Genomic DNA, 22077 nt, shown 5'->3' with positions numbered 1-22077 from the left:
GAAATAATCATGGCGGACGAGACAGCAGGGGCTAGCGATGAAGGCGCACGTCCGACGGGGTTGTCCAGTCCGCGGGTCCGGCTGGGTCTGCTGATCGCCGGCATTCTGGTCCTGCTCGCCGGGAGCTACTGGTATTACAATCATCAGACGTACGGCAGATTCCAGCAGTCCACCGACAACGCTTATATTGCCGCCGACAGCGTCATCATCTCCCCCAAAATTGCGGGCTACGTCGAGCGCGTATTAGTGACGGAGAATCAAACGGTCGCGTCGGGCGATGCACTTGTCCAGCTGGACGTGCGAGATTATCGTGCCCAAACGAACCAGGTCGAAGCCCAGATCGCCGCGTCGCTCGCCGGAGCAGATACGGTACGCGCCCAGCAACAAGAGCAGGACGCGGCAATTGCCCAGGCCCGTGCACAGCTCGCAGCAGCATCTGCACAGGCTGGTCTCGCTGCTGAGCAGGTTGTCCGGTACCGCCCCCTTGCCGCTTCGGGAGCGGAGCCGCGCGAGAGGCTCGATCAGCTGGAGGCCCAGGCCAGAGAAGCGCAGGCTCAAGTCGCGGCAGCGCGCGCCGCGCTCACGGCGGCACAGCGCCGACAGAACACGCTTAGCGAGCAGATAGACCAGGCCAATTCGCAAGCCAACGCCGCTCGTGCGCAACTCGAGGCCGCCCGTCTGAACCTGTCATCGACCACGCTCCAGGCCAGTATTTCCGGGCGGGTGGGTGACCTCACGGTCCGACCTGGACAATTTGTCCAGCCTGGCCAACGCCTTATGAGCCTCGTACCGACCGACCGCCTCTACGTGACAGCAAATTTCAAGGAAACGCAGCTCGGACTTGTCCGCCCGGGGCAACCCGTCACCTTGGAAATCGACGCGCTGCCGGACCTCGAGCTATTAGGAAGAGTGGAAAGCATCGCCCCCGGGACCGGGGCAGAATTCTCAATCCTTCCGCCACAGAACGCGACGGGTAATTTCACCAAGATCGTTCAGCGCGTCCCGGTGCGCATATCCATTCAGGCTTCGCCCGAGATCCTGCGTCTGCTGGTGCCGGGCATGTCTGTTGTCGCGAGTGTCGATACGCGCGCCGCTAGAGACCAACTCGATTCGATCCGCAACGCGGCCGGAGACTGACCGATGGCAGGCGCCGCTGCAGCGGTTTCGCCGCCGGTCGAAAAGGCCGATGCTACGGCCTGGATCGCCGTAGCCGCCGGTGCGCTGGGGGCGATGCTGGCAACGCTTGACATCTCGATCGTCAATTCGGCGCTGCCGACGATCCAGGGGGAAATCGGCGCGACCGGAACCGAAGGCACCTGGATCGCGACAGCCTTCCTTGTTGCCGAGATCATCATCATCCCTCTGAGCGCGTGGCTGGAAAGACTGCTCGGCCTTCGCACGCTGCTCATCGTCGCGGTTTCTGCCTTCACGGCCTTTTCGGTGTTGTGCGGCATTGCCACCGATCTGACGACGATGATCATCGGTCGCACCGGTCAAGGGTTCATGGGCGGCGCGCTTATTCCAACCGCCATGACCATCGTCGCAAAGCGACTGCCTCCATCGCAACAGCCGATTGGCATGGCGCTCTTCGGAATGACCGTGGTTCTTGGGCCGGTAATGGGCCCGTTGGTGGGGGGCTGGCTTACCGAGAACCTGAGCTGGCACTACGCCTTCTTCGTCAACGTGCCCGTCTGCGCGTTGCTCCTTGCTTTACTATTCATCGGGTTACCCCATGAAAAGCCCGACTGGGTTTACCTGCGCGAGGCTGATTGGGCGGGAATAGCTGGTATGATCCTTGGGTTGGGTGGGCTGACCATCGTTCTGGAAGAAGGCCACCGTGAGGAGTGGTTCGATTCCACGCTGATCGTCCAGCTCACACTGATGACGGTCGTGGGTTTTGCACTTCTGACCTACGGACAGCTTTACGCGCGCAAACCCGTGCTCAAATTGCGCCTGATGCTCAGCAGGCAGTTTGCCAGCGTCGTGGTGATGGCACTGGCGCTTGGCATGGTCATGTATGGCTCGACCTACGTGATCCCGCAATTTCTCGCGATAATTTCCGATTATAATGCCTTGCAGACCGGACTTGTGATCTTCTGGATGGGCGTTCCGGCTTTCCTGTTGATGCCCGTTCTCCCGTTCATGATCCGCAGGATTCACATCCGCATTGCGGTCGGCGCGGGCATGTTCATCATGGCGCTAAGCTGTTTCGTCAGCATAAATCTGACAGCGGAATCGGGAGGTGGAGTGTTCACCGAAAGCCAGTTCCTGCGCGGCATCGGCATGATCCTCACGATGATGTTCCTCAACCAGGCGACGGTAGCTTCGGTTGCCAAGGAGGATGCCGGCGATGCTTCGGGCATCTTCAACGCGGCGCGAAACCTAGGGGGCTCTTTCGCGCTCGCCGGGCTTGCTTCGTTCCAGGACCAGCGCCTGTGGCATCATAGTCGGCGGATGGAAGAAACTCTCAACGCCAACAGCCCCCGGCTACAGGAATACCTGGACACCATGACGGCGTCGTTGGGCAATCCACAGGCCGCGCTGGAGATGCTTTCCGGCATCATTCAGCGCGATGCGTTCGTGATGACCTACAACGATGTCTTTTTCGCCATGGGCGCGATTACCCTGGTCACGGTGCCGCTGGTACTGTTCCTCAAGCCTCTCCCGAAGAACTTATCCCTTTCGATGCACTGAGAACTCTATGCGCAAGACCCTAACCCTCCTCGCTCCCATGGCGCTCCTCGCGGGTTGCATGTCCGGTCCCGACTATGCCGGCCCCCCGCAACTTGCGACCGACGCAGGCAATGCGTTCGTACGGGCCGGCCCCGAAATCGATCCGTTGGCGCCGATTGCCGGCGACTGGTGGACGCTGCTCGGCGATCCGGTTCTCAATGAACTTGAGGCGCGTGCGCTGGCCGGCAATCCGGGCGTGGCCGCAGCGCGCGCTCGCATCGAACAGGCAAGGGCTTCTGTCCGCCAGGAGCGCGCCAACCGGCTACCCGCCGTGGCTGCGCAGGCGACTGCGGTCCAGGCGAATATCCCAGGGCTAGATATCGGCAGCGGCCCGCCCCCGGGATCGCCCGGCGCTCCTGCAGACACCGAAGAGCAGGACAGCCTCAGCGTCTACAACCTCGGGCTCAACGCAAACTGGGAGATCGATTTCGCTGGGGGGCAGGCACGGCGTGTCGAGGCCATTAACGCTCAGGCTGCGGCCTCGGTGGCGAACGCCGAGGATGCGAAAGTCCAGCTCGCCGCCGAAATCGCGCGGGCGTATGTGAGCCTGCGAGAAGCGCAAGGGCGGCTCGAGCTTGTCCAGCGAGAGCGCGACTTGCAGCAGCAAATTCTCGAATTGACCTATCAGCGCTATACACAGGGCGCTCTCGCGCTGTTCCCGGTCGGTAACGCGAACGCCGAGCTCGAACTGCTCAAGTCGCAGATCGCGGAAGCTCAAGCGGACATCGATGTATTCAAAGACACGCTCGCGGTGCTGACGGGCGAAGCGCCCGGCGCACTCGACGGGCTCCTGGCGGCTCAGGCCGAAATTCCGCTTCCCCCCGAACGGGTCGCGGTGGGCGATCCCGCAGCGCTAATAGCGCGGCGGCCGGATGTTCGAGCCGCCGAACGCATGCTGGCCGCGGCGAATGCGCGGATTGGCGTGGCAGAGGCTGCTCGCTTCCCCAAGATTTCCTTCATGGGGATTCTCGGTTTGGGCGGATCGGAGCCCGACGACATCCTGGACCCGGGCAACTTATCGGCAATCGCTTTGCCGCGGCTACAGTGGAACCTGCTTGATTTCGGCCGCACGGCAGCATCGATCGATCAGGCCGAGAGTGCGCGCGACGAGGCCGAAGCGCGTTATGTTGAAGTGGTCCTTGGCGCACTGCGCGACGCCGAACAATCGCTTGCCCGGTTCGGGCAACAAAGAGCCAACGTAGCCGCGCTGGCGCAGATCAGTCGACAGGCCGACACGGCTGCGGAGCTTAACGAGCAACGCCGCGCCGCGGGGGTAATCTCGCAAGGCGAACTCAACACTTCGATCCGCAAGCGCGAACAGGCCAGAGCAAATCTCGATCGGGCGATCGCCGCCATGACAAATGGCTGGATCGCGATCCAGAAGTCGCTTGGGTTGGGATGGGTCGAATTGTCTCGCGACAATCGCACGTCGGTTGAGCCTGCTCCGGTCGATCGAAAATCAGTTATGAAACCTGAACAGAGTTAGGATAAGTTTTCTCAGAAGTCTGCCCCGCAGCCCCTTCCAACTTTTCCTAACGCGTCAGCACCTCGTGCACTTTGACCCAATCTTGGATCATAGGGGTCAGCATGTTTCCGCCTTTCGCAGAGTGCGTTTGCCAGTATCACCATCGGATATCCCGATTGCACTATTCGGTGACTCTTCATTGTCGTATCTATGTAAGGCCTTAAGCTTTCCGCGAGCATCTCGTAGCGACATCAACGAGCGATCGTAAAAGCATTTCGAGTGCAGCTCGCATTTGGCCGGTTCGATGACCGCCTTGTCGGTAGGCTTACGAGGCGGTCATCGAGCATTACGCCGCTCTGGAAAAGCTATAAAGTCATGGGTCGAAATACGAACTAGCTGGCACTGTCCGTTCGGGTCGTTGGGAGGACCACCAATCTCCCCGCCAACACGATCTGGACCTGTTAGAAACTGAACCCCAAAGCAACACCATATCTACGAGGATCCAAAGTGTAGATATTGGTAAAATTCCCCGAGGATGCGTCGGTCAAGTACAAGCCTGTCACCGAGCTGCTGTCGAAAATGTTCTGAACAAATCCGCGCACGAACCAACGCTCATCCGCACTGTTCAACTGCACGATCGCGTTGGCTTGCACGAATGGCTCGATCCGGTTGACCCTGCCGTTAAAGATATTGCCGTATTGCTCACCAGTCAGCGCTACGTCCACGCGAGGAACCAGAGTCATGCCATTGTCGAAAGTGGCGGTGTACTGCACACCCATCGAAACCTTCATTTCGGGGGCCTGCGGCAACTTGTTCCCTTTTAAGTTGACCTCTACGCCAGGGCTTAATACCGCAAGGCCGCTGCCCGCCGGAACGGCTCCGGCCAAGACATCGCAAATGCTGAATGCGCCGCTTGACGCAAGATTGCCGTCGTTAGGAAATTCTTCGGGACCACGAAGACCCAGAGCTGCGTTCACTCCGGCGACGAATGCGTCGGCCACGCCGGGGGCTGGCCCGGTTACGGCACAATTAGCACCGTTGCTGATATCCTTGATGATGACGGCATCAGGATCGCCGCCACCCGGGTCGCGCGGATTGGAGAAGAACTGGTCGCCGGCAACTTCCGCGTTGAGATAACTGAACGTCAAGTTGACAAGCCAATCGGGATCGGGCCGGATAACGGACTCTAGTTCCACACCCCAGATATCGGCATCGATAGTATCATTAACTGAGGTACGGGCGACGATGCGGCTAAGCTGCAACCCGCTATACTTATAGTAGAATGCAGTAGCGTTTAATTGCAGTGCGCCATTCGCAAAGGTATTTTTCGATCCGATTTCAAATGCGTCGATGGTTTCTGATCCGAAGCTTTCAGCCACATCGAAAACGGGCGAAAGGGGCGGGTTGATACCCCCGGATTTATAGCCCCTGGCATAAGATGCGTAAATCGAATTGTCAGGCGTAACTTCGTAGTCGAGCACCGCACGCCCGGTTATTTCATCGAAACCTACTTCTCTAAATTGCGTCAGCTGCTCACCTGGCGTACCAGGATCGGCATCAAAAAGACCAGAGGGACCGGTTAAGGGAGTGATCGGGCTGTCGAACGGCTCCCCGTCATTCGCGTAAGGATTGAGGAAGCTAATCAAGGTCGTGCGCGCAGTCACGTCTTTCTTGTCGTCGTTATACCGCAAACCTCCGGTGAAGGTCAGACGCTCGGTCAGGTCGACGTAGATCTCCCCGAACACACCGAAGCTCTCAAGATTAGCCTCGAGAGAATTGTTGCGGTACATGGATGTTGCGAAGTAGGATGGCGGTGCACCGCCTGCCAAAGTACCAAACGATCCCAGAATGGCACTGGCGTAGTCAAGCGCGAATGAGTTTACATAGTAACTGTTGTCGGTAGTCTTGGACTTTGCATAGATCCCTCCGAGCAGGAAATTGAATGCTCCGTCGAAATCACTGGAAAGGAGGATTTCGCCGCTCCAGGATTCGCGTTGCTCTGAAGACCTGTCGAAGGATAGCGGCGTTTCGCCGCACAATACATTACCTTCGAACGCGCCCCTGTTCCCATCATCGTTATCGGAGGTGCACAATACGCCCCCTGGGCCATTGGGGATGAGAGCCTCCACAATCGGGGTAAAATACGCCGACGAACCTGGCACGAACGCCGGTGCAGGTGCGGGGAGGCCGGTAGGCAAACCGTTGGCCGCGAAGCCGGACAACACGTTCAAGGCCGTAGCAAAGGCGGTACGATCCTGAATGCCCAGAAAGTAGTCCTGCCGGGAATCGACTTCGGTGTCCTGATAAAGACCGGTTGCAGTCAGTGTCATAGCTCCGATGCGCTGCTCGAGACGGGCCTGTAGCTGCACTTCATCGGCAAAATAGAATGGAGTATACGCCGTGTTTACCGTGCGCACATCGTCGGGCTTATCGAATCCTGCAAATGCATCGGGGCCGTACAGGCTTCCCAATCCCAGTACTGAGGGAATTCCCTGAATAGCGAAGAACTCTTGCGAACTGAGCGTTGCGCCGACTGTGGAATTGGCATTGGTGATGTCAAAGTCGCGGCGATTGTTCAGACAACCCAGCACGCCGAGCGGGTCACGCTGGCAGGCCTGCTTTTGATTACGTAAACGGGTGTCATCTTCCCTGAAATAATATGCCATGAAGTCGAGAGTGGTATCGGCACCGGGTTCAAAACGAAGAGAACCACGAACAGCGTACATGTCTCGGTCGTCGACATCCGAATTGTCGAAAAGGTTTGTGGTGTAACCGTCGCGATTCAGAAAGAATCCGGCTACCCGAACGCCGATAGAATCGCCGATCGGGACATTGACCACCCCCTCGGCCTTGATGCTGTTGTAATTCCCATACTCGAACTCTCCGGCCGCGCCGAAAGAACCGAGGTCAGGCTTGGCTGTCACAAGGTTGACAACACCCGAGGTAGCGTTGCGGCCGAAGAGGGTGCCCTGCGGCCCCCGTAGGACCTCAATTCGCTCAAGGTCAAAATATTCTGTTTCGAACAGCCGGGTACCAAAAAGAGGGGAACCATTGATATGGATAGCCGTCGCTGCGTCACACGTCACACCAACACAAAGATCGCCGATACCACGGATGGTGAAGGACGACCCGGTGAAGTTGCCCTTCGAAAATGAGACGTTCGGGAGCGTCAATTGAAGGTCAGCAGCGTTTTCGATCTGCTGGCTTTCGAGAGCCGTAGCATCGAAGGCACTGACCGCGATCGGCACCTCTTGCAGACTTTGAGATTGGCGTTGGGCCGTCACGATGATTACGGATCCTTGGGGTTCCGCCTCATCAGTTGTGGAATCCTGCGCTAAAGCCATCTGCGGCCAAGCCAAGATGGCCGAAGTGGCGAGCACCATCGCTCTCAGTGTCATATAGCATCCCTTCCCATCTCTTCAGTGCGACGATAATTGGCTCCGCCGCTTACTGCAAAATGGGGCGACCTCGAGGGTCGCCCCTTAGTCTGTGGAGAGGAGAGGGAAAGAATTAGCCCAATCCCCGTCCATGGGCATATACGTCCGCGTGATATTAGTAAAGCGCCTTATCTTTTGACCCCATGGGCCACGATCCAGATCGCACGCGGAGTGAACGTTTGCTAAAGATCAGCAATGGTTGGCGCGCTAAGCGAGTTGCTCCCGATAAAGCTTTTGCCCCAGCTGGCATCGAGACCAACGAAGCGTTCGTCGTGCCGACGGCGACAATGGTTCGGATATAGTACAAGATGAATATGAACGCCCTTTGCCCCCATCTCGCTGGCCTCTGACCAGGAACCAGCCTCTTAGTATGGGGGATCTCAGAGGCTCCAAAAGGCCAGTACCGCCCGAAGCGCAGCGACGAACGCGAGCGGCTGATCCAGCATGAGATGATGGCGTGCATCGGGCACTGCAACAATTGGTATCTTTCCCCCTCCCAGTTCCCGGATATAGCGGGCGGAATCGCGATCAAAGAGCTGACTTTTCTCGCCGTACACAATCGCTTTGCGCCCGGGCGCATCGACCAGCCTCTGGCCTACTGTCAGCCATTCGTCGGGCTTGTTGCTGCGCCGGAACACTTCGGGAGAAAACTTCCATGTCCACTCCTCGCCATCGCGGCGGAGAGAGTGATAGGCCATGTAATCCATCAGGAACGGCTCACCAACTGCCTGCGGCGGCGACAGGATATACCTCTCGCGCGCCGCTTCGTAGGTGGGGTAGCGTCGCACCGGTTTGTCAGGATTACCCGACCCGGGGCTCGATCTGCCCATGGTCCAGTATTTCTCCAGCTTTTCGGGCCGCATCACCATGAGATCGCAGACAATAACGCCGGCGAAGGCATCCGGCGATTGGGAAACGGCGGTCAGCGCTGCACCCGAGCCGAAGCTATGGGCGATGATCGTCGGTCTGCTTCCATCCGCAAACAAATCGAGCGCTTCGCTGATCTCGACAAATTCCTTTCCCCGCGCAGCTATATCGGCCACGCCGCGCATCTCGCTATCGCCCATACCGGCCAGATCGAACGCCACCACGTCGTAGTCTTCGGCAAGGTACGGTGCGATGAAGGCAAAGCAGCGGGCATGGGCGAGAAAACCGTGAGTCATGAGCAATTTGGGCCGGTCACGCCTGCCCCAGCGAAGATAATGCACCCGCGCGCCACCAACCTCTACGAAGCCTTCCTCACGGGGCACGCTCAGCGCCCAGGCGAACCATTCGGGTATATCCGCCCCGTCGCCGGCCCATACGGGATCAATATCTGTTGACCCGTCGTGGATTGGTTTCATTTCATTCATTTCGGCGCAGTCTCCATACCGGATAGTGTATTCCTGATAAAACCACGATAATCGTGCCGTGCGACATCGTGGCATAGATCGGCGTAACCAGATACGCTGGGGAAATTGATCAGTTGTCGGGGTTTGCCGGGAATATTGGCGCCCATGTACCACGATTCAGCCTTGGGGAAGAGCGTCATCGACCCTACTTGGGCGACCATATCGGTCCAGCTTCGCTCGGCCAGCGCATCGGCTTCGAAAAGGCCGATCCTGTTATCGCGCAGCCAGATCAGGAAATCGCAGATCCAGTCACCCTGGATTTCGGCGCTTGTCGGACCGTTGGAAAAGCCTGAAGGGCTGAGCGGGCCGTAGGCGAACAGCATGTTCGGAAATTGGGCGACGGCCATGCCCAGATAGGCTTTGATCTCACTCTTCCATGCTTCTGCCAGCGCCAGCCCACCGCGGCCGGTGATGTTCATGTCGATGAGCCCGCCACGACCGGCATCGAAGCCGGTCGCGAAGACAATGAGATCGCACGGGATCATGCCAGTGGCTGTTTCTATCCCGGCCTCGGTGACGCGAGTGATCGCGGTGTCGTTCAGATCGACCAGCGTCACATTGTCTTGTGCGAAGATCTCGTAATAATTCTGTTCGAGCGATGGTCGCTTGGTCCCGAAGGGATGTGGCGGCTCATCGGGAGCGAGCTTCTCGGCAATGGTCGGGTCGCAGATCCGCTCGCGCACCTCGTCACGCCAGAACTCGTAGGCGTGGCGATTGGCGTCCTCGTTCGTCAGTATGTCAGCGAAATTATGATACCAGAAGCGCAACCCTCCTCGCTGCCACAAATCCTCGAAATGCGTAGTCCGCTCTTCCTCGGTCACAGCCAGGGCCGAGATGTCCAGCGATTGGCATTCGAAACCGCCACTTGTCGTAAGCCTTTTCTGGAAGACAGCGGGATATTCGGATTTTTCGCGAAGCTGACGATCAGCGTCCAGTTTTTCCTGCCGCATGGGAAGGGCGAGAATCGGGGTTCGCTGAAAAAGCGTCAGCTGCTCCGCACAGCTTGCCGCCTCCTGCGCCACCTGTACGCCGCTGGCACCCGTGCCGATCAGGGCGATCCGGCGGCCGGAAAGGTCGATGCCTTCCTGCGGCCAGCGGGCGGTATGGCACCATTCGCCTTCGAAATCGCTAAGGCCCGGGATATCGGGAATGTAGGGTTTCGAGGCGAACCCCAGCGCCGGCAAGAGGAAACGCGCGCTTACTTTTCCGCCATCGTCGAGCTTCAATCGCCAGCAGGCGGTGTCTTCATCGAACGGCGCGCTTTCGACCCGTGTTTTCATTCGCATTGCCGGCCAGAGGTCGAGCGTATCGCAGACGTGGAGGAAATAGGCGCGCAGTTCTTCCCAGCCTGGAAATCGTTCGCTCCACGTCCAGCTTTTCCATACTTCCGCAATGGAAAATTCGTAAAGTGGAACCTGGGAATCGACCCGTGCTCCCGGATAGCGGTTCCAGTACCAGATTCCGCCCGGCTGCTCCGCTGCGTCTACCAGCAGAACATCGAACCCCGCCTGACGCAGCTTGTAAAGCAGGTATATTCCGCTGAACCCGGCCCCGACGATTACGACATCATAGTCAGGAGGGGGCGAATGGCTCACGAGGCCCCGGCACCCGCTTTCGCGATGTCTTTAGCCGTAGTATAATCCGCCTTGCCGTTTGACGCGCGCAAGGCGGTTTGCGTTGGGCAAATCGCCTTGGGCGTTTTGTAACCTGCCAGTTGCTGGCGCACGTGATCCTTGATCGCTTGCGCGTCGAAGTCCGCATCCTGGGTCAAATGCACCACAGCGGTCACCGCTTCGCCCCATTTTTCGTCAGGCACCCCGACGACAAGCGCGTCGGCAATGGCGGGATGGGTTTTGAGCACTTCCTCCACCTCCTCGGGGTAAACCTTTTCACCTGCGGTGTTGATGCAGACGCTGCCGCGGCCCAGCAAGGTCAGGCTTCCATCGGATTCCACCCGGCACCAGTCGCCCGGGATGGAGTAACGCACGCCATCGATCGTCCTGAAAGTCTTGGCCGACTTTTCCGGGTCCTTGTAGTATCCTGTGGGGATTGCGCCCTTGCGGGCAATAAAGCCGGGCACGCCGCTCCCCGCCTCGACCTTCCGGTCGTTCTCGTCGAATACGTCGCAAAATTCCCCGATCCCGAATTTCGCGGTGTTGGTGCCGCCCTGTGCGGTCGTCACCGACAAGCCGTAGCCCAGCCCTTCCGAAGCGCCAAAACTGTCCATGAGGATGACCTGGGGGATATGTTTGCACAGGCCCGCCTTTACCTGTTTACTCCACATGACGCCGGACGAGATGATCGAAATCAGGCTGCTCGTGTCCCAGCGCTTCGGGTGGGCGTCCAGCGCCTGCAGCATGGGTTTGGCAAAAGCGTCACCGACAATGGCGATGCTCTGCACCTTGTGCTGGTCCACCGCATCCCACAATTCTTCCGCGTCGAAGGATGGATCGGACAGCGTGACGATGGCCCCGCCCGACATGAGCGTGCCGATAGCAGTAATGAACCCGGTTCCATGCATCAGCGGGCACGCCGGCAAAGTGATGCGCGCAAGCTCGCCCTGCTTCACCAGGGCCACCATTTCCTCCATGGTCTGGGGAACCGGACCCAGCAGCTTTTGCGCGTCGAGCTGAGCCTTGCGCATATCATCGTGTCGCCACATCACGCCCTTGGGCATGCCGGTGGTACCGCCTGTATATATGAACAGCAGGTCATCGGGAGAACGCTCGATATCGAGAGGCGCGCCGTTACCTTCTACAAGTTTTTCGTAAGGAAGCGCGAAGGAAGCGATCTGCGAAGCATCGCCGATTTCTACAAATGTATGAACCTTGGTCAACCGTTCCTTCAGTTCAAGAATGCAGTCGCGGAACTCGGAACTGTAAACAATTACCTCGCTATCGGAATCGTCGAAGATGTAGAAAACCTCCTCGGGACGGTAACGATAATTGATGTTCACGTGCGTGAGGCGGCCCTTGAAGCACGCGGCCATCAATTCCCCGTATTCGGAACGGTTGCGCATGTAGAAGGCTATCTTCGCCCCGTCGCCTGCACCTTGCGCGCGCAGATTGCGCGCCAAATTGTTCGAACGCTTCGACATTTCGGGCCAGCTAATGATCCGGTCGCCGTGAATCAGCGCCGGAGCATCTTCCGGGACCGCAGGTTCGATTGCATCAAGGATGTCGCCAAGGTTCCAGTCGATCACGTATTAATTCCTCTCTCCTTGGTGGCCACGATTTTGTCGGTAGCGTGCGCCTAATTCATCGTCTCATGCGACCTGCGTCCACCCCTGCAAGGCCGCTGCTTCGGCCCGGACCGCTTCGGGACTTCCCAGAACCTGGCGGTCGAAACCGATTCGCTTGAACCAGAAATGCAGACCTAGGAGATCGGTAAAACCCATCCCCCCATGCACCTCGGTTGAGGTTCGGGCGACAAAACGGTGGACTTCGCCCGTATGTGATTTGGCATGGCATGCCACCAGCGAAGCCTCGTCGGGCGTCGCATCGAACGCATGGGCGGCATACCAGACCAGCGAACGGCATGGTTCATGGCGGGCAGCCATTTCCGCGCACATATGCTTGACCGCCTGGAAGCTGCCGATCACTCGTCCGAACTGTTCGCGCTGCCCGGCATAGTCGACCGCTTTTTCGATCATAGCCTGGCCCGCACCGAGGCTATCGGCGGCCAGGAGCACCCGGCCGGCGTCCCGCAGGCGCCTGACTGTGGCCCCACCATCGTCCGCGAGAGCCTCGCCCGCTACGCCAGAAAACCGCAGCTCCCCTACGCTCCGGGTGCGGTCGATCGTTTTGAGAGCAACCTTCTCCAGACCCGCAGCATCGCCAGCTACGAAGTGCATACGACCGGCGGTATCGGCTACCAGAAACGCGTCGGCTTCCAGGAAGTCGAGCGCGAACAAAGCCGTTCCGTCGAGCTTTGCGCCGTCGAAGTCCACGCCTGCCCGGTCCCGGATCTCCACCGTTTCCGCGATCGCGACGGCGATTTGCGCCTCGCCCTTCGCTATCCTCGGCAGCCAGTGCGCCTTCAACTCCTCGCTACCGCCCTGTGCCAGCGCAAGGGGTGCCAGTACATGGGCACCGATAAAAGGCACCGGCGCGACGGCATAGCCGAGCTGCTCGGCCACAGCGGCGGCATCGAGCATTGTCATCCCGAGCCCGTCATGTTGCTCGGGAACCATCATTCCCCAAATGCCGATTTCGCCCAGCGCCGAACGCACGTTGTCGCTGAAGGGAACCGAGCCCTCCGCGCATTCGCGCACATGATCGAGCGGACAAGTATCAGCAAGAGTGCGGCTGATCGCGTCGCAGAGCATCTCTTGGTCTTGCGAAAGTCCGAAATCCATCAGGCGGCTCCCTTATTCTGCCCGCTTGCAACGGCCGTCGCCTGTTCGACGGCGGGAGGCGTTGCGAACTTGGGTTCGCGCGGCATTTCCAGCCCGCGTTCGGCGATGATGTTCTTCTGGATCTGGGCGGTGCCTCCACCGATGATCAGACCAAGCTGGAACATGTAGTTCCACTGCCAGGCACCGTCTTCGCGCTCGCGCTCGCTTCCGTGATAGAGTATGCCCATCTCGCCCATTGCGTCGATCGCGAGCGCGGAAATCTGATGGGCGAGCTCACAGCTCTGCAGCTTCACGACAAGTTTCGCCATGCCGCCGGCATCCCCCCTAAGGCTGTTCGACAGGATGCGCATGCCGTTGAATTTCATCGCCGCGACTTCGGCTTGCAATGCAACCAGCCGGTCACGCAGAACGGCGTTGTCCATTGCGCAACCCTGGCCGATGCGTTCTTTTTGCATCAGCCTGACCAGCGCCTGGAGCCGGTTTTCCAGTGCATCGGGGTCGCCCAGCATGCCACGTTCATGGCCCAGTGTGGCATTGGCCACGTACCACCCCTGCCCGCGCTGCCCGACGATCTGATCCAGGGGAACCCGCACGTCGGTAAAGAACGTTTCATTGAACTCGGCATGACCGGTCATGGTCTTGAGTGGTCGGACCTCGATCCCTGGTGTGTCCATCGAGAAGATCAAGTAGGAGATGCCGCCGTGCTTGGGCGCGTCCGGTTCGGTCCGAACAAGGCAAAAGATCATGTCCGCCTGCTTGGCCGTGCTGGTCCAGATCTTCTGTCCGTTGATGACAAAGTCGCCATTTTCGACGCGGGCGCTGGTCTTGAGCGCGGCGAGGTCCGATCCCGCTCCAGGTTCCGAATATCCCTGACACCAGACTATCTCGCCATTTAGGGTCGGCTCGATCCATTGCCGTTTCTGGGCTTCGGTTCCGAGTTCCAGCAGCGTGGGAACGAGCATGGAAATGCCCTGGTTCGCAAGGCCTGCGGGGATGCCAGCGCGCGAAAATTCCTCGGCAATGATCCGCGATTTCAGGATGTCCGGCTCGGCTCCGTATCCGCCGTATTCCTTGGGAATCGTACGCGCCGTGTAACCATGCAGGATCAACAGCTTTTGCCATTCGACGGCTTCGGGGGAAGGGCGCGCGGCACGGCCTTGGCCATCGGGTGCGCGGTGACCGTGGGTTTGCAGGAACTGGCGCACTTCCTCGCGAAACGCGTCATACTGGGGTCCGTAGTCGAGATCCATCTTGGTCTATCCTTCTGCGCGCGCGATCGCGACGGGTCGGAATACTGGCAGGCGAAAATCTTCGGAGATCGGCTCGAAATCCAGCGTGACCGGCAGATCGAGCTCAAGCTCGTCGAGCGCGCAATCGACCAGCCGGGTTGCCATGCGCACTCCCTCCTCCAGTTCCACCACCGCAGCGATGAAGGGAATCTCGCCGGCGAAGGCGGGATGCAGTGCCTGATGGGTCACCGTCCAGGAAAACAGCGTGCCATTGCCGGTGCTACGCTCCCACGACCATTCAGGAGAACCGCATCGGGCGCACATATAGCGCGGCAAATGCCGAAAACTGCCGCATCCTTCGCACTGCTGGAAGTAAAGGTTGCCGTCCTGACACCGGTTCCAGAATTCCTGCTCCACCGGATCCTGCGGGCGCGGCTTTGGCTTGGCTGGTGCGGCCTGCGCCGAGGGGCGCATCTTGGGCGGCAGATCTTTCTCGTCGCTCACGCAAACCTCCTCAAAATCGCTATACTGCCGTCACCCAGATCGCCCCAGCCGGTCACCAGGCCGGTCTGGGCGCCTTCGACCTGCCGCTCCCCACAATCGTGGCGCAACTGACGCACCGCCTCGACGACATGGTTCAGTCCCCAAACATGGGCCTCGCTCAGCAGGCCGCCATGGGTGTTGACGGGATAGCGCCCGCCCAGCTCGATCTGGCCATTCGCGACGAACTCTGCCTGTCCACCTGGTTCGCAATAGCCCAGGGCCTCCAGCTGAAGGAGAACCACGTAGGTGAAGCAGTCGTAGATCTGCAGAAAATCCATGTCTTCGCGATCGACCCCCGCCATTTCGAACGCGCGCGGCGCGGCGTAGCTCAGGCCGATCTTGAAGGGGTCGGGACGCGAAGGGATATCGTCGGCGGGGTAAGGATGCCCTTCAGCCGCACCGGCGATGCTCACGGGAACATGCGGCATGTCCCTGGCGCGGTCTATTCGCGAAACCACGACTGCGCATGCCCCGTCAGTCTCCAGACAGCAATCGTAGAGGCGAAAGGGTTCGGATATCCAGCGCGCGGAATGGTAGGTTTCGGCATCCAGTTCCCGGCCATAAGTGAAGGCCTGCGGATTCATCTGCGCATGGCGACGGCACGCCAGTGCAACGGCCGCCATCGCTTCCGGGCCGATATCGTAAATTCGGGAGTGCCGGGTGGCGAGCCAGGCATACATCTGCACCGGCAGGAACACGCCATACGGAATGTAATAGCCTTGGATCGTATTCGTCAGGGTGTTCATGTTCATCGGCCGCGTCGGCGGTGCGCCAGGCTTGGGCCGCAAGGCGGAATAACCGTTCCACCCGAGCGTCACCAGCACATGGTCGCATAAGCCGCTGGCAATTGCCATCGCGGCGTTCTGGAGTGCCGTGGTAGGGCTCGCCCCGCCCATGTGGACCGTAGAGGCATAGCGCAGAACTTCGATACCGAGGTTAGCCGCCATCTCTTCCGAGGTGGTGTAGATCGGCGGAGGAACCATGCCGTCGATATCCGACGGCTTCAGCCCTGCATCTGCTATGGCTTTGCGCGATGCTTCCAGCATCATGTCGACCGCGGTTTTCTCGGTGCCTTTCACGAAAGCGGTTTCGCCCACTCCGGTGATGGCCGATTTGTCGCTTAAGCTCATGCCTGCCTGACCGCCTGGTAATCGCGTTCGAGCTGTTCGGAAAGAGCGCGCACCCTCTGATAGGTCTCCGGCGGACGCAGTCGCAACTCGCGGCGGACATCCTCCAACGGACGATCGAGATTTTCTTCCCAGTAGAAGGTGGTCAGATCGGCTGCAGCCCGGCCCCGGCGCCACGCTTCAAATGCAGCGCGCGCCACTGGCAACTGGGCAGCTTCCAGTTTCATCTTGGGAATGCCGACGCCCACGATGAAAGCGATCCCGTGATTATAGAATTGCGCGTTTCCGAAGGACAGCACGCACAATTCGCCCAGTGCGTCCCTGCCGTATCCGGTGACGACATGAAACAGGTCATGCGAATCGCGAAGGCGCCGACGATAGAGGGAAACATCGGGGTCGCCGAGGTCCTCCAGACCTCCGGCCTCGCTGGCTTCCGCCAGACCTTCTGCTGTCAGACCCTCCCCGTAAACAAAATCGAGGTAGGCTCGGCCAAGCGTGCCAGACGCACAGGTCGCAAGGCGTTTGCGATCGCACAAGGTTTCAAGTAGGTCGGCCCGGTCGGAAGCGATACGCCGCCCATCGCTCGACTTCATGAAGCGATTGAAATTCCGATAATAGGAATTGCCCGACAATGCCTTGACGATACGGAACACCTGCGCCGTATCCTCCTTGTCGGCAATCAACTGCCTCATTGCCCCAGCGCTCTGAGAGGCTCTACGGGGCGGCGCAATTCATGACCTTTGGCGTAAGCCATCTTCTTGCCTCCTGCGCTTCACTTGTAGATACCAGCGGACGCCAACGCCTTCTCGGCTCCATCGACCAGGTCGCGCATCACTTCGGCGGCAGGCCGGATCGAATCGATCAGGCCGATGCCTTGCCCCGCGAAGCCGGGGATGACATCCTTGCGCTCGGCCTTGATCCCGGAGGCCATGACCGGGCCGGAGATCATCGACTGATAGGGCATCGGCAGAGGTTCCTTTCCGGCCTGCACCCAGGCGTCGGCCCATTTGTTCCGGATCATGCGCGCCGGTTTGCCGGTAAGCGATCGACTAACGACCGTATCGGTATCGCCGCTTTCGGTGATCGCCTCTTTCTGGAAGCGCTCGATGCCCGCTTCCTCGGTCGCGAGAAATGCCGTGCCGACCCACGCGCCCTCTGCCCCCAGCATCATCGCAGCGGCAACACCCCGGCCATCCGAGATACCGCCGGCCCCAAGGACAGGAACACGATCGCCAACGGCGTCGACCACCTGGGGAATCAAGGAAATAGTCCCGATCGGCGAGTTGTGACCTCCGCCATCGTGCCCTTGCGCGACGATCATGTCGATGCCCGACCCGACGACCTGTTCGGCGTGCTTGACCTTGCCGATCACCGCCATGACCTTGGTGCCATTGGCATGGAGCCGATCCATCCAGGGTTCAGGATTGCCAAGGCCGGCAGCATAAACCGGCACCTTTTCCTCGATCACCACTTCCATCTGCGCCTCAAAGAATTCCTTCGAGAACAACTGCGGGCCGCCCTTGCCCATTTCAGGCGCGCCCGCCGCCCGCATGGCGGCGGCAGCATCGACCTCCGGAAGCTCTTCACGATCCATGAAGTCGCGCGCGAACTGCTGATATTCACCCATCAGATCCATGGGATTTTGGGGTGCAGCACCGCTTTGAGGGGCAGAGCCGCGCCTGACCGACGCGGGGAGCAGCGTATCGACACCGAAAGGTTTGTCGGTCAATTCCCGGGTCTGGCGAATCCAGTCACGCAACTGATCGGGCGAACACGCCGCGGCACCCAGGACCCCGAGCCCGCCGGCATTCGAAACCGCAGCCGCCAGCGCCGGAACGCTCGCTCCGCCCATCCCGGCAAGCAGGATCGGGTACCGGATCCCCAGCATTTCGCATATTCGGCTCTTCAACGCCATTCTTCCTCTCCAGCCACTTGCCTAAACGCACACTCAAACTATTGAAAATTCTACAGCTGCCCCCACCGCACCCGCTGCGAGACCAGCTCGGGACTGCGCTCCGAAAGATAGACGGCAGAGCCGGCCACCAACCGGCTCATTGCTTGACGGGCCGCGGCGCTGTCGCCAGTCCGCACTGCCTCGAGCACCCGCACCAGAAACTTCATCTGCACCGCCCGTTCCTGTGCCGAATATCCCAGCGAATGGGAAAACTCGCGGGTCAACAGATGCATCGCAGAGGTCAGCAAACCGAACAGCGGATTGCCGCTCGCCCAACCCAACAAGTCGTGAAATCTGCGATTAAGTTCCTCGAATTGATCAGAGGCTTCATGATGCCTCAATTCCGCCAGACACCCTGCCAACGCGCTGAGATCAGCGGTAGTTGCACGCTGGGCTGCATACCCTGCGACATCGGGAGCAATTGCTTCGCGCAATTCAAGCAAACCACGCAAATCGGCTTCCATGAAATGCAGAATCAATGACAAACTGCTTGCAAAATCGCCGGTCTGCGGACGGGCTACGACGGGACCTCCACCACGGCCGAGCTGGAGATGGATGACCCCTTGCAATTCCAGGAACCGCAAAGCCTCCCGCAAAGTTGCGCGCGCAACCTCGTAACGCGCGAGCATTTCATCCTCGCGCGGAAGCCTGTCACCCGGGTTATGGCGACCCGCCTCGATGTCCCTCACGATGCTTTGCGCAAGAGAAAGGGCACGCTTGGCCTTCTTCATCGCCGGCATCCGCCACTCATCAGCACACCCGCACCTCTCGAATAAACAGTATAAGGATATTAGCAAACCTTCGCTGGATCGGCACACTATCCGATGGGATTGGTGTCTGCAAGGGACTAAAAGAGTATACGATTTATTGACTGCACGAGATGTCTCCCTTAAGGATGACTGAAGGCCGATCAGGCCTGAGATGTAGAAGGAATAGTTCTTATGGACAGCCAGATCGCCGAGCCGGATGCCGCGGCGAGGATCGCGTCAATTCCGATCGAGGAAATCGACGTGGCCCGGCCAAGCCTGTTTCAGAACGATACCATCGGTCTATTTTTTGACAGGTTGCGCGCCGAAGAACCTGTCCACTACTGCCGCGAGAGCTATGTCGGCCCTTACTGGTCCATTACCAAGTTCGACGACATCATGTCGGTGGACACCAATCATAAGGTCTTCTCTTCGGAAGCGAAGCTAGGCGGAATTGCAATCCAGGACATGCATTCGGTGGAAGGCGCGCTCGAACTTGAAATGTTCATAGCGATGGACCCGCCCAAGCACGATCAGCAGCGCAAGGCGGTGACTCCGGCAGTGGCTCCGTCCAACCTGCAACTGCTCGAGCCGATCATCCGCAAGCGCGCGGGAGAGATTCTCGATGAACTCCCGATTGGCGAAGATTTCGACTGGGTGGATAAGGTTGCGATCGAGTTGACGACGATGACGCTGGCAACCTTGTTTGATTTCCCTTGGGAGGAGCGGCGCAAGCTGACGCGCTGGTCCGATGTAGCAACTGCGGCACCTGAAACCGGGATCGTCGAATCCTACGAGGCGCGGCGCGAAGAACTCATCGGTTGCGCGATGTATTTCAAGACTCTGTGGGACGAACGGATAAACGAGGAGCCGAAGAACGACCTCATCTCGATGATGGCTCATTCTCCCGCCACGCGCGACATGCCGTTCCTCGAGTTTCTCGGCAATCTTATGCTGCTGATCGTCGGTGGAAACGACACAACACGCAATTCCATCAGCGGCGGCGTGCTCGCCTTGAACCAAAGCCCGGACGAGTACGCGAAACTCGACGCGGATCCTTCGCTCATTAGCAAAATGGTTCCGGAAATCATCCGTTGGCAGACCCCCCTCACTCATATGCGCCGCACCGCGCTGGAAGATTGGGAGATCGGCGGCAAACAGATCAAGAAGGGCGACAAGGTGGTGATGTGGTACCTGTCAGGCAACCGCGACGAGAGTGCTATCGAGCGCGCGGACCAGTTCATCATCGACCGCAAAAATCCGCGCCATCACCTCTCATTCGGCTATGGCATTCACCGCTGCATGGGAAACCGGCTCGCGGAACTGCAGCTGCGGATCATCTGGGAAGAAATTCACAAGCGCTTTTCCCGGGTCGAGGTTACAGGTGAACCAGAGCGTCTTTTTTCAAACCTCGTCCGCGGAATCACCAGGCTGCCGGTGCGGCTCCGCGCCCGCTGACTCTCGAGATCGAAATGCGGAGTTCAAGATGATCAAAATTACGTTCGTGGCTAGCGATGGTGAGCGACGGGAGGTCGAAATAGAAGAAGGCGAGACAGCCAGGGAAGCGGCGCTATACAATGACGTGCCGGGTATCGATGGCGATTGCGGAGGGGTATGTGCTTGCGCGACCTGTCATGTGCATGTCGATCCCGAATGGATCGACAAGGTGGGTCGGCTTATGCATGATGGAATGGAGGCCGACCTCTTGCAGTTCGCCGAAGGCACCACTGAATACAGTCGCCTTGCCTGTCAGATTCCGATGAAGCCGATGCTGGATGGATTGGTTCTTCACCTACCCGAACAACAATACTGACGGAGGGATCCTCGTCCCCGTAGCCTACATTCTTATCTGTCTTTCCTTGATTCTTCGAGAAAACACCCATGGCCACACAAATCGAGCCCGCAACCCAGACCGACGAAGACGCCTTCCGCGCGGAAGTGCAGCAGTTTCTGGCGGACAATTTTCCCGCCGAACTCAAGGGCCAGTCGAACGCGCTGGCCGGCGTGGACGGCCCCACCAATGAAACGCCGGCGCAGACCAAGTGGCGCGAAGCCGTGGGCGCGCGCGGCTGGGGCACCCCCACCTGGCCGAAGGAATACGGCGGCGGCGGCCTCACCAAGGCGCAGGCCAAGATCATCGACCAGGAATTCGCCAAGGCGGGTGCCTACAACCCGATCGGCGGCATGGGCGTCATGATGTTCGGGCCGACGCTGCTCGAATACGGGAACGAGGCGCAGAAAAAGGAACACATCCCGCCGATCACCCGCGGCGAGATCCGCTGGTGCCAGGGCTATTCGGAACCCAATGCCGGCTCCGACCTTGCCAACCTCCAGACCTTTGCCGAGGACAAGGGGGACCACTACCTCGTCAACGGCCAGAAGACCTGGACCAGCGGCGGCCAATGGGCCGACAAGTGCTTTGCAATTGTGCGAACCGACAAGAGCGACAAGCACAAGGGCATCAGCTTCATGCTGATCGACATGGACAAGCCCGGTGTCGAAGTTCGCCCGATCACCATGATCAGCGGGACCAGCCCGTTCTGCGAAACCTTTTTCACCGACGTGAAGGTGCCCAAGGAAAACCTCGTCGGCGAGGAAGGCCAGGGCTGGACCATCGGCAAGCGCCTGCTGCAGCACGAGCGCACCAATATCTCGGGCGGCGGCAGCCTCGCCCGTCTCATGGGCCAGAGCCTTGGCGATATCGCCAAGAAGTACCAGCCGACGGGCGCCGACGGCGAACTCGCCGATGCGGTGCTGCGCGACAAGATCGCTGATTTCGAAATCCGCTGGAACAGCTTCCTGCTCACCGCGCGCCGCGCGATGGAAGAGAGCAAGGCAGCTGGCGGCGTCTCCGAAATCAGCTCTGTGCTCAAGAAGCTCGGCACCAAGCTGAGCCAGGAACGCAGCGAATTGCTGATCGAAATCCGCGGGTTGCAGGGCCTCGGCTGGGAAGGCGACGGCTTTTCGGACGGCGAGCTGGAGGCCGTGCGCGCGTGGCTCTTCGGCAAGGCGACCACCATCTATGGCGGCTCGACCGAAATCCAGAACAACATCATCGCCAAGCGCGTGCTCGGCATGCTCGACCACCAGTAAGA

17 protein-coding genes are annotated in these 22077 nt (G+C 59.4%); 6 read left to right on the top strand and 11 right to left on the bottom strand.

Annotated features, from left to right (window positions below):
* The first annotated feature begins 9 nt into the window (after positions 1 to 9).
* From ACGHN1_RS02315 to ACGHN1_RS02305, 3 genes are read left to right on the top strand one after another with little or no spacing between them, the layout of a single operon-like run.
* Positions 10 to 1137: an HlyD family secretion protein gene (locus ACGHN1_RS02315; protein ID WP_063511170.1), complete on the top strand. Its 1128-nt coding sequence runs from the start codon at positions 10 to 12 to the stop codon at positions 1135 to 1137.
* 3 nt (positions 1138 to 1140) lie between these two features.
* Positions 1141 to 2694 (top strand): DHA2 family efflux MFS transporter permease subunit, encoded by a 1554-nt coding sequence (locus tag ACGHN1_RS02310; RefSeq protein ID WP_063511168.1) that lies wholly within the window; start codon positions 1141 to 1143, stop codon positions 2692 to 2694.
* 37 nt (positions 2695 to 2731) lie between these two features.
* A complete protein-coding gene (locus ACGHN1_RS02305; RefSeq protein WP_067506500.1) occupies positions 2732 to 4219 on the top strand; it encodes an efflux transporter outer membrane subunit in 1488 nt (495 codons plus the stop codon).
* 440 nt (positions 4220 to 4659) lie between these two features.
* On the opposite strand, the gene ACGHN1_RS02300 is transcribed toward ACGHN1_RS02305, so the two are convergent.
* From ACGHN1_RS02300 to ACGHN1_RS02250, 11 genes are all read right to left on the bottom strand, one after another.
* Positions 4660 to 7596 (bottom strand): TonB-dependent receptor, encoded by a 2937-nt coding sequence (locus ACGHN1_RS02300; protein WP_067506363.1) that lies wholly within the window; start codon positions 7594 to 7596, stop codon positions 4660 to 4662.
* Positions 7597 to 8015: 419 nt separating this feature from the next.
* Positions 8016 to 8987, bottom strand: a complete 972-nt coding sequence (locus ACGHN1_RS02295) for an alpha/beta fold hydrolase (RefSeq protein WP_050599570.1) — start codon at positions 8985 to 8987, stop codon at positions 8016 to 8018.
* A complete protein-coding gene (locus ACGHN1_RS02290; RefSeq protein WP_067505813.1) occupies positions 8984 to 10621 on the bottom strand; it encodes an NAD(P)/FAD-dependent oxidoreductase in 1638 nt (545 codons plus the stop codon). The genes ACGHN1_RS02295 and ACGHN1_RS02290 overlap by 4 nt, the downstream gene beginning before the upstream one ends.
* On the bottom strand, positions 10618 to 12228 hold the full coding sequence (locus ACGHN1_RS02285; RefSeq protein WP_006834182.1) for an acyl-CoA synthetase: 1611 nt from the start codon (positions 12226 to 12228) through the stop codon (positions 10618 to 10620). Before ACGHN1_RS02285 ends, ACGHN1_RS02290 begins: the two co-directional genes overlap by 4 nt.
* A gap of 63 nt (positions 12229 to 12291) precedes the next feature.
* The gene (locus ACGHN1_RS02280) at positions 12292 to 13383 is read right to left on the bottom strand and encodes an acyl-CoA dehydrogenase family protein (RefSeq protein WP_050599567.1); all 1092 of its coding nucleotides are present in this window, start codon (positions 13381 to 13383) and stop codon (positions 12292 to 12294) included.
* Complete coding sequence (locus tag ACGHN1_RS02275) at positions 13383 to 14633, bottom strand: acyl-CoA dehydrogenase family protein (protein ID WP_063506922.1); 1251 nt, start codon at positions 14631 to 14633, stop codon at positions 13383 to 13385. The genes ACGHN1_RS02280 and ACGHN1_RS02275 overlap by 1 nt, the downstream gene beginning before the upstream one ends.
* A gap of 6 nt (positions 14634 to 14639) precedes the next feature.
* Positions 14640 to 15116, bottom strand: a complete 477-nt coding sequence (locus ACGHN1_RS02270; protein ID WP_006834185.1) for a Zn-ribbon domain-containing OB-fold protein — start codon at positions 15114 to 15116, stop codon at positions 14640 to 14642.
* The gene (locus tag ACGHN1_RS02265) at positions 15113 to 16285 is read right to left on the bottom strand and encodes a transporter (RefSeq protein WP_006834186.1); all 1173 of its coding nucleotides are present in this window, start codon (positions 16283 to 16285) and stop codon (positions 15113 to 15115) included. The genes ACGHN1_RS02270 and ACGHN1_RS02265 overlap by 4 nt, the downstream gene beginning before the upstream one ends.
* Entirely contained in the window at positions 16282 to 16974 is a 693-nt protein-coding gene (locus ACGHN1_RS02260) for a Coq4 family protein (RefSeq protein WP_063511645.1), read from the bottom strand. The genes ACGHN1_RS02265 and ACGHN1_RS02260 overlap by 4 nt, the downstream gene beginning before the upstream one ends.
* A gap of 80 nt (positions 16975 to 17054) precedes the next feature.
* Positions 17055 to 18197, bottom strand: a complete 1143-nt coding sequence (locus ACGHN1_RS02255; protein WP_063511644.1) for a nitronate monooxygenase family protein — start codon at positions 18195 to 18197, stop codon at positions 17055 to 17057.
* 50 nt (positions 18198 to 18247) lie between these two features.
* The gene (locus ACGHN1_RS02250; protein WP_225982198.1) at positions 18248 to 18967 is read right to left on the bottom strand and encodes a FadR/GntR family transcriptional regulator; all 720 of its coding nucleotides are present in this window, start codon (positions 18965 to 18967) and stop codon (positions 18248 to 18250) included.
* A gap of 210 nt (positions 18968 to 19177) precedes the next feature.
* Here ACGHN1_RS02250 and ACGHN1_RS02245 point away from each other — a divergent pair, with 210 nt between their 5' ends.
* The 3 genes from ACGHN1_RS02245 to ACGHN1_RS02235 all read left to right on the top strand — a co-directional run bounded on the left by ACGHN1_RS02245 (position 19178) and on the right by ACGHN1_RS02235 (position 22075).
* On the top strand, positions 19178 to 20440 hold the full coding sequence (locus ACGHN1_RS02245) for a cytochrome P450 (protein ID WP_063511642.1): 1263 nt from the start codon (positions 19178 to 19180) through the stop codon (positions 20438 to 20440).
* A gap of 28 nt (positions 20441 to 20468) precedes the next feature.
* Positions 20469 to 20795: a 2Fe-2S iron-sulfur cluster-binding protein gene (locus ACGHN1_RS02240; RefSeq protein ID WP_006834191.1), complete on the top strand. Its 327-nt coding sequence runs from the start codon at positions 20469 to 20471 to the stop codon at positions 20793 to 20795.
* 68 nt (positions 20796 to 20863) lie between these two features.
* A complete protein-coding gene (locus ACGHN1_RS02235; protein ID WP_063511641.1) occupies positions 20864 to 22075 on the top strand; it encodes an acyl-CoA dehydrogenase family protein in 1212 nt (403 codons plus the stop codon).
* Positions 22076 to 22077 lie beyond the last annotated feature (2 nt).

The organism is Qipengyuania sp. MTN3-11 (assembly GCF_042851825.1).
Taxonomy (GTDB): domain Bacteria; phylum Pseudomonadota; class Alphaproteobacteria; order Sphingomonadales; family Sphingomonadaceae; genus Qipengyuania.
This window is presented reverse-complemented; position numbering and strand designations above follow the sequence as displayed.